Annotated in this window: 6 protein-coding genes and 1 pseudogene; 1 reads left to right on the top strand and 6 read right to left on the bottom strand. The window is 40.3% G+C overall.

Annotated features, from left to right (window positions below; genetic code table 11):
* The 3 genes and pseudogenes from IM322_RS03730 to accA form a co-directional block, all read right to left on the bottom strand.
* On the bottom strand, window positions 1–177 hold a 177-nt coding region (locus IM322_RS03730; protein ID WP_287713109.1), incomplete at its 3' end, for a helix-turn-helix domain-containing protein.
* Between the two features lie 356 nt (window positions 178–533).
* Window positions 534–614, bottom strand: a pseudogene (locus tag IM322_RS03725) (nucleotidyltransferase family protein); the annotation flags it as partial.
* Window positions 615–751: 137 nt separating this feature from the next.
* Entirely contained in the window at window positions 752–1,741 is a 990-nt protein-coding gene (accA, locus tag IM322_RS03720; RefSeq protein ID WP_286826919.1) for an acetyl-CoA carboxylase carboxyl transferase subunit alpha, read from the bottom strand.
* Window positions 1,742–1,915: 174 nt separating this feature from the next.
* On the opposite strand from accA, the gene IM322_RS03715 reads away from it, so the two are divergent.
* A complete protein-coding gene (locus IM322_RS03715) occupies window positions 1,916–2,863 on the top strand; it encodes a spermine/spermidine synthase domain-containing protein (RefSeq protein WP_286826918.1) in 948 nt (315 codons plus the stop codon).
* 83 nt (window positions 2,864–2,946) lie between these two features.
* Here the strand turns inward: IM322_RS03715 and recJ are convergent, their stop codons facing one another.
* From recJ to sbcC, 3 genes are read right to left on the bottom strand one after another with little or no spacing between them, the layout of a single operon-like run.
* On the bottom strand, window positions 2,947–5,229 hold the full coding sequence (gene recJ / locus IM322_RS03710) for a single-stranded-DNA-specific exonuclease RecJ (RefSeq protein ID WP_287675991.1): 2,283 nt from the start codon (window positions 5,227–5,229) through the stop codon (window positions 2,947–2,949).
* A 44-nt stretch (window positions 5,230–5,273) separates the two neighbouring features.
* Window positions 5,274–5,528 carry a MoaD/ThiS family protein gene (locus IM322_RS03705; RefSeq protein WP_004163207.1) on the bottom strand — a complete coding sequence of 85 codons (255 nt, stop codon included), beginning with the start codon at window positions 5,526–5,528 and terminating at the stop codon, window positions 5,274–5,276.
* A 19-nt stretch (window positions 5,529–5,547) separates the two neighbouring features.
* Window positions 5,548–8,571: an exonuclease subunit SbcC gene (gene sbcC, locus IM322_RS03700; RefSeq protein WP_287675990.1), complete on the bottom strand. Its 3,024-nt coding sequence runs from the start codon at window positions 8,569–8,571 to the stop codon at window positions 5,548–5,550.
* Window positions 8,572–9,340: the final 769 nt, after the last annotated feature.

Here is a 9,340-nt window from a genome sequence, read left to right as displayed (position 1 = left end):
CTGAGTTAGTCTTTTAGACAACTCGGTATATTTTGGCTTTTTTTCTCCTTGTTGATAGAGTTCTTGGCAGTAAGCTAAGGTATCGTTCCAGACAACACGCACACACCCGAACAATTGAGACAAAAGCCTCTTTTGTTGGTCTGTTGGGTAAAGGCGGTATTGATACCTTGCTTTCATTGAGTTAAAATATGTGTGTCCGCATTCTATTTTAACTAGGTCTGATAATTATGTCAAGCCATCTACGAAAAGAAAGACACTCTATAATCAGTGATCAGTAAACAGTAAACAGTAAACAGTAAACATTAAAAAGACAGGAGGAAACTTCTATTTAATACTGCACACTTAAAAACTCACATCTGATAACTGATGACTTACCCACTGATAACTGATAACTGATAACTGATAACTGATAACTGATAACTGATAACTGATAACTGATAACTGGGAGGTGCAACCCTGGAAGTTCTTAAGTGCTATATTAAATATCAAGAAAAGCCGTCGTAAAACGACGGGGTTTTAACCCAAATTTTCGATAAAGACAAAGATTTCACCCCTAGTTTTTGTAACTGTTCTCGGTGTGCCTCTAGAATTGCCAGCACCTCGTCCCGTTTCATTTGGTGTGTTCTTGAACCTGCCACCAATATTATAGCTTTGTCGGTGCAACCCTTAAACTGAAGCTGAAATCTTCCAAATCTACAAAACAAACTAATCACTGAAAACTCACATCTGATAACTGCTCACTGCTCACTGATTAAGCTGTAGCTTCTAAAAATACGCCTAAATTGCGGAATTTTTGATAACGAGATTCGCGCCGTTGTTGGGGTGTTAACAAAGATAAAGCCTCTAAATTTTCACTGATAGCGGCTTTTAAATTGGCTGCCGCTTTAATCGGATCAGCATGGGCCCCTCTGGAGGATTCAAGAACGATCTGATCGATAATATTTAACTCTTTTAAATCTTTTGAGGTAATTTTGAGGGCAACTGCTGCTTTATCGGATTTTTTGGCATCTTTCCAGAGAATGGCCGCACAAGCTTCGGGAGTCGCCACGGTATAGACAGAATGCTCTAACATTAATAGGCGATCGCCGACCCCAATGCCCAAAGCACCGCCCGAACCACCTTCGCCAATAACAGTACAAATGATCGGCACATCTAAACGGAACATCTCCCGAAGATTATAGGCGATCGCTTCCCCTTGACCTAATTTTTCCGCTTCCACCCCCGCCCAGGCACCGGGGGTGTCAATAAAGGTTAAAATTGGCTGATTAAACTGATGGGCGTGTTCCATTAAACGCATGGCTTTACGATAACCCCCGGGGGCAGCCATACCGAAATTTCTAGCCACATTATCCTTAGTATCCCGGCCTTTTTGATGCCCGATAATCACCACGGGACGACCGTTAAAACGGGCAACACCACCCACAAGAGCGGGATCGTCGTAACCACCGCGATCACCGTGTAACTCGAACCATTCATCGGTGATTGCTTGAATATAGTCTAGGGTACTGGGGCGCCGGGGATGACGGGCTAATTGTAGCCTTTGGGAAGGGGTGAGATTGCTAAAAATTTCACGACGTAATTGATTAGCTCGTTCGTCTAGTTGACTAATTTGTTCCGAGACATCTACGCTATTTTCTTGGGCTAATTCTTTAATCTGTTCGATGCGGGATTCTAATTCGTAGAGGGGTTTCTCAAAATCTAGGAGAAAAATCTTTTTCTCGGTAGTCTCGTTTTTAGTCATAGGTTAGTGGCTAGAAGTTTACTGGAAGCTAATCTTTTCTAGCTTACCGTTTTTCAGCGATCGATTATCGGCAGCTTCGGGATTACCTGGAGATAATTTCAGGTTAACGATCTAAATCTGTCAATTGTCGTATAATAATAGATCGTGCCTTTTTCACCCCAAGGAGGATTAGTTATGGCAGGAAGTGAACTAAAAGCGGATCTATGGGTTAACGAATATATTACCCCCTGGGACATTTATAGTCATGGGGTTTCCCGGATTTTAGCCTACAAAAAAACCGCTTTTCAGGAGATGTATATTGTTGAATCGGGGGCCTATGGAAAAGCCTTGGTACTGGATGGCAAATGGCAATCTTGTACGGGGGATGAATTTATTTATCATGAAGCATTAGTGCAACCGGCAATGATTGCCCACCAAGAACCAAAAACTGCTTTAATTCTGGGAGGTGGTGAAGGTGCGACAACCCGGGAATTATTGCGTTGGAAAACAATCGAAAAAGTGATGATGATCGATATCGATGGGGATGTGGTGGCAGCTTGTAAGGAACATCTTCCCGAAATGCACCAAGGCACTTTTGATGATCCTCGTTTTCAGTTAGTTGTCGCTGATGCTTTAGAAGTTTTAGACACCACTAACGATAAATGGGATATTATTATATCCGATCTGGTTGATCCCATCGAAGAGGGTCCTTCTTTCCCCCTATTCACGAAAGAATACTTTGAAAAACTACAAAGAGTTTTGGCAGCAAATGGCATTGTTGTTGTCCAATCTGGCCCGGTTTCTCCTCCTTCGGTGATGTATCATGCGCGTTTGGTGAATACTTTAAAAGCAGTTTTTCCCTACGTTCATTCCTATTGCGCTCCCACTCCTAGTTATGGTTCCCCTTGGGGTTTTACTCTCTGTGCTAATCATCCTTTAAATACTCGTCCCGATCCCGATGTGGTAGATGAATTAATCACCGATACAACTACGGGAGGATTACGTTTAATTGATGGCATGAGTTTACTAGGAATGTTACAAACTCCTCTCTATATTCGTCAAGCAATCGCACAAAATACGGAAGTTTATACCCTGGCAAAACCCCCGAAATTCTTCGGTCAAGGAGTAATCAGTGACCAGTAATCAGTAATCAGTCATCAGTCATCAGTAATCAGTCATCAGTAATCAGTAATCAGTAATCAGTAATCAGTAAATAAGGGTTATAATTAGAAATCGATCGAGTCTTCATGATTAAGAATTGTTTGCAGAATTTCTAGGGGAACAGTAGCAAAGTATTGCTGGAGAAAGTTTTCTAGTGCCACCGCTTCTAGAAATTGCTCAATCTTATTAATTTTTGCCTCATGATTGACTAATTCAAAGGATAAATTTTCTTGATTTTTATTGACTTTAAAGCCATTTTCTGCTAAGGAAATTAATCCTAATTCTAGGGTATGATAACTGAGGTTTAAGCGGTTTTGTAATTGTTGACGGGAAATACTGGTTTTAGTTCTAGCTAAATATTTCCCGATCCCGACAAGGTTTATCCATGTGCTGTGAGCGGATTTTTTCAAAGGACTACCATAGGCAAGAACTAACTTTTTATCCCGTAAAATTGCCTGTTGATATTCCCGGGAAAGTTTTGTCCAATCCCGGGGACATTCCCAGAGAAAAAGGGGATTTAATTGGCTAACTTCTCGATTAATTTCTCGATGGCGATTGTCGATTAAAAAATCTTTTTTATTGCTATAGGTTAGGAATTCTTGTTGATAGGGATGCAAGGCAATTAAGCGAACTTCATAGCGATTTTTGTAGGTATTAAAATCTAATTCGACTAGGGCATCATAACGGGTATCGGCAGCAATTTCGTCTTTGTGATGACCCCACCACATACCGGGGAATCCCTGCTCGATTGAACTATCCCAGATCTCAAAAGTTGTCCGGGGATAAGCGATTTTTCTGCCCTTGAAATCTTCAAGATTTTTATGCCAAAGATTGTGAAAATAACAATTTTGAATTAATAACTTCGGTGTGGGATTACCCATCCCGCAGGGTTCCAGTAATTTTAATTCTCGAAATAGACTTTTTCCCAATTGGGAAACCGTCACCACTGCATCCACTTCTATCTCAGGAGAAAGGGAAGTTAAATCAATTCCTGTGCGTCGCAATTGTTGATTAATTCCCTCAATAAATAGGGGTAAATTTTCTATAGTTAAACTTAAACCTGCGGCCAAAGGATGACCACCAAAACGATGTAAAAGATGGGATTGAGAGGATACTAATTGATAGAGATCGATCTCGCGAATTGACCTAGCGGAACCCTTAGCAAAAGGTGGTTCACTGGTACTTAATAAAATTGTCGGTCGCTGGTATTCTTGGGCAATTTGTCCCGCAACTAATCCTAAAATTCCCGCCATCCATTGGGGATCATCTAAAATAATTACATTAGTGGTAGAAAGATCAATTCTTTCTAGTTTTTTCTGAACTTGTTTAATAATATCCCGTTGGATTTCTTGGCGACGAATATTGGCCAATTCCGCTTGTTCAGCTAATTCTTGACAACGTTTTTCATCTTCACTGGTAAGTAATTCCACACAAAATCTAGCATCGCCATAAATGCGACTGACGGCATTAATGCGCGGTCCAATACCGAAGGATATATCCATCGGTCTATCTCCGGTTTTGTTACATAAATCGAGTAATTTTTTAACTCCCAAACGCTGAGTATTTTGCAGTTTTTGAAGACCTTTTTGGGCTAAATAACGACATTCTCCCGTCAATTTGACTAAATCGGCAATTAAACCAATCGCAACTAAATCGAGTAAATTTTCTAGGGGTTTTCTGGGAATATCTGCCAGGGTTAAATACATCGCTTCCACTAATTTATAAGCAACGGCAACCCCAGAAAGATGATAGAAAGGATGGGTTTCCACAAAGTAGCGGGGATTAATCAGGGCAATCACCTCGGGGCGCTCGTCGGGTAGGGTATGATGATCGGTGATGATAATATCGATGCCTAGACTGTTTGCATAGTCAATTTCGGCGATATTCGTGCTTCCCGTGTCACAGGTGACGATTAAACGGGTTCCTTGATGCGCTAGTTTCTCGATACCGGGACAATTGAGGCCGTGGGATTCTTTTTGGCGATCGGGTATGTAATAATCTAACTGTTGATTAGCTGGGAAAAACTGCCCTAATCCTTCCCAGAGGACAGTGGTAGCGGTGACACCATCGGCATCGAAATCCCCCCAAATAGTCACTTTTTCGCCTTTATTTAGGGCTTTTTCCAGTCTTTTGACGGCGAAGTTCATTTCTTGCCCAAAATCAAAGGGAGTTTTTGACTGATAAGCTTTCTCATCCAGAAACGTCCCCAGAGTCGCCATATCCCGGACACCGCGATGCCATAATATTTGTGCTACGACGCTGCCATCCGACTCTGGGGTATAGTATTGGACTATTTTTAAAAACTCTTGGGGAAGAGCTACCGATGGGGGAATTTGCCAGTTAGACACGGGATATCAAGGAAAAGTAAAAAGTAAAAAAGGTGGCAGTCAATTTAGCCACCACTAACGGGGGGAATCAAAACTATCTCATCGCCATTTTTGAGGATTTTCTCTCCCGAAACAAACTGAAGATTGACTCCAAAACGAGTAACATCGCGCCATCTTTCTAATTGAGGATAGGGGGCTATAATATAGTTTAACACTTCTGTAACGGAAGTGTGGGCAGGAAATTCGAGGTTTAATTGTGAAGTTTGATAGACTTCTTGATAAATAGCAAATAGTTTCACTGTGATCGTAATCTTTTCCATCTTTACATCAATATTTTTCCTAGGATAATAACATCAATTGGGAACCCTGTTCGGTTTTGCGGACTTCGATGCGATGTTGAAAAGCTTCTTTAAATTGGGGCATATGGGTGACAGTCAAAATACAGGCAAAATCGGCGGATATAGCGTTAATTGCCGCAATTAAGCGCTCGCATCCTTCCGCATCCTGAGTTCCGAATCCTTCGTCAACAATGAGCATTTGTAGGGCTGTTCCGGCTCTTTGTGCCAATAATCTCGCTAAAGCTAATCGAATCGAGAAATTAATCCGAAAAGCTTCCCCTCCTGAATAGGTTTCGTAGGGACGAGATCCCCTGGTATCGCCAATAATAATATCTAAAGTATCGATTAACTTTTGTCGCTGTTTCTTAGTACCTTTACCGCTTTTTTGGGTTAAAAACTGCACATGAAATTGATTACCAGTTAAGCGAGCTAAGATATAATTAGTTTGTGCTTCCAACTCCGGTAAAACATTCTCAATCATCAGAGTTTGTAAACCATTTTTACCGAAAGCTATGGCTAACTCTTTATAAACTGTATATTGTTTTTTAACTTTAGCTAAATCGCCCTCTTTTTCTGTCAGTTGTTTACCTAAAGTTTCTAGTTGATGTAATTTCTCCTCAACCCGACCTTTTTGGGAGAGCAATCCATCAATTATCTGTCTTCGCTGTTGAATATTGGTCGATAATGCGGCTATTTCTTGGCGATAGTCAGTCAAAGTACCAATCTTTTGACTAATATTTGCTAACTCCTGATTCAGCTTCTGGCGATCCTGATTTCGCAGCTGTAATCTTTGCTCAATGTCAGCGATTTTAGCGGCTATTTCTGGATAATTTTTTTCTGCTTGTTGCCAGTCTTGATACTGTAATCTTACCCCCTGTAATTGTCGGATCAGATTTTGAATATTCTGATGTTCACTGCGATCATAATTTAAGTTTTGAATAAACTTTTCTAAGCTTTTAATTTCCTGTTTAAGTGGGGAATTTTGACATAGTTCTTGCTTCTCTTGTTCTAGTCTAGCTAATTGATTAATTAAATTAGGTTTCTCGGCCTTGATATTAGCTAAACGACGGTTTGATTGCTTAAGTTCTGATTCTTGAATTTCTGCCCAACGCCATCTTTTTTCTTCTCCTCTGACTAAAGCATGACTTTGTTCATCATAGTTTAAAAAGGCGATTTCTTGATTGACAATTTGTAATTCTTGCTGGAATTCTAGGGCATAATTGCCACTGCTTAAAAGTGCTTCTAACTCGACAAGTATCTCCTCGGTTTTCTCTAGTTCTATTTCCTTTTCTTCAATAGTTTCTAACTTGACTTCCAACTGCACATATTTTTGTTGTAGATTCGATCTTGCTGGCAATTCTTGTTTAATTTGGGCTAATTCCTCCCCTAAACGTTTTAAATCTCGATCGCAGTCTGCCATCCGTTCCTGTAGGGACCAGATTTGCTCTTGAATTTGTTCTTGATGTTGATGGGTTTTCCTGATTACTTGATGACGGTGATGACTGTCTAAATTCTGTTCACACAGAGGACAAACCGAATCGGGAATATTTAATTTTTCCAATTTATCACTTAACTCTAAAAGTTGTTCTTCATATCTTTTCTGTTGCTCCAATAAACTTTTTTTATCCACTTGTTTAAGAGTTTCCTTTTCTTCAACTCGTTCACAATAGGTTTGTTTTTTATCTAGTTCCTTAATTCGTTTGGCTAAATTGAGAGCTTCCTCTCTTAGTAGCGGAATACGATCGATTTCTGTCTCTAATTGTTGCCGATTTTTTTGCAATTGTTCCCAACGAGCATTGATCTTAGCTTTTTCCCGTTCCAACTGCATATTTAGATCAGCTTTTCGGCTATTTAAAGGAGCATATTTTAAAGCTAATCTATCCAATTCCTGAAGACGTTGACGATGATAATTTAACTTCTCTAATCCTGCTTGAATATCCCCCGCTTGCTCGATAATTTTTTGAGTTTCTTGTTCCTGTCTTCGCAATTCTTCTAAACGAGCGCTCGTTTGTTGGATAGGAAGGGTAAATTCGTTAATTTTTTGCTGTAATTTCTGTTCTAATTGTTGTTTATCATACTGGGCCTGTTGCCAAGCTTGCAATTGACTTGACAAACTTGCCTCTTTCTGGTCTAAATTCCTTAGGCGCTCGTGTGCAGTAATAATGTCATTTTTGCGATGAAGAATAGTCCTTATTTGATTTAATTGATTGTCTAGACTAACTTTTTCCCGGTCTAATCTCTCGATTTCTGCTAATAAAGCTCGCTCCTGTTCTCTTTGCCACTGTAGCTGTTTTTCCCAATTCTGACGCTGATTTTCTTCCCCCTGTAGTTGCTGTAAACGCCGATTATTTACCTCTTGTTCTTGATTAATTTGGTTAATTTGGGTGCTTAACTCTTGCAGCTGTTCTTGATAAGAGTTTTTCTCCTGAAGACGGAGTTTGATAGTTTCTACTTGCTGCTCGATCTGGAGGGACTGTCCATCAAATTGTTTCGATATATCCTTGGCTTTATTTGCTAAAATTTCATAGCGATCGAGTTGCAATAATTCTGCTAAAATCTGTTTACGACCACTGGGAGGCTGTTTCATAAACTCGTCCGCTTGTCCCTGCCGTAAATAAGCAGAATTAATGAAAGTTTTATGGTCTATTTTTAGATAAGTATTAATCTGTGCTTGGGTATCTTTAATACTTTTACCCGATAAAGGACGAAAACTCTGATCATTAATCACCTGAAAATCTAAACTAGAAGCTTTCCCTCCCCGGTGACGACTACGGATAATTTTATAGATTTCTCCCCCATAACTAAACTCGAAATCTACCCGCGCATAATCGCTGCCCGCATGAATCACATCATCAGCAATCGAGGTGCGACTTTCTCCCCAAATTGCCCAAGTAATTGCTTCGAGTAAAGAGGATTTTCCCGCACCATTGGCACCACAAATACAGGCAGTATGTAATCCGCGAAAATCTAGCACTGCCTCGCGATAACTGAGAAAATTTTTCAGGGTTAATTGTAGGGGAATCATAAGCTGGGAAGTGGGGAAGTGGGGAAGTGGGGAAGTGGGGAGAATACAGTACAACTTAGAAATTAATCAGAGGATAAAAAACCGAGGACAAGATAGCTTCAGCGCAATACCTCTGGGTGAATCTATTCGGTATCAATAACTCTCTCCTACAATAACCTCTAATCAAAGCTTAACTGAAATCAAGCCGGGAGCAAATGCGCTTTTTTGGTTCTCCGCAATTCTCCTCACCATCATCATAACCTAGTCACTGTTCACAGATAAGGGACTTGCGCTTTAATAATGTACCATTTAAGGCTTGTCTGATTCTTCTACAGAGCGATTGTCTGGCTGTGGGATATTATTCCTACGCAAGTCCCTAGGGTGTTGAGGTTACTGTTGGATTATGAGGCGGTTTTTCGGAAGGTTGAATTGATGTGATCGCAGTTGAAAACCGACAGCCAGCAGCAGGAAATATTGAGGATTCGCTATCGGTTGGGAGAGGGGGAGACGGCGGAGTTTCTGGAGTCCAGTCCCCATAATGAAACCCATCCTCAACACCCTCCCCCTCCTAATAGCGTTCGCCTTCCTCATCTACCTGAAATTTGACTGAAGATTCTCAAGTTTATCTTTTTCTAACCAAAAGAGTTAGTCACAATAATTAATCTTTAATTTTCTGCCAATATTTATTATGAATAAATTGATAAAGCTTGTTCCCAAGCCACTAAAAGCCTATCTCTCTTCAAATTGTCTGAGAGTAAATCCTGTTAATTTAGCTAATTTTTCTGCTTCT

This window comes from Microcystis sp. M109S1, assembly GCF_020247025.1.
Classification (GTDB): domain Bacteria; phylum Cyanobacteriota; class Cyanobacteriia; order Cyanobacteriales; family Microcystaceae; genus Microcystis.
The sequence above is the reverse complement of the archived record's forward strand: the minus strand, read 5'-3'. Positions and strand labels throughout refer to the sequence as shown.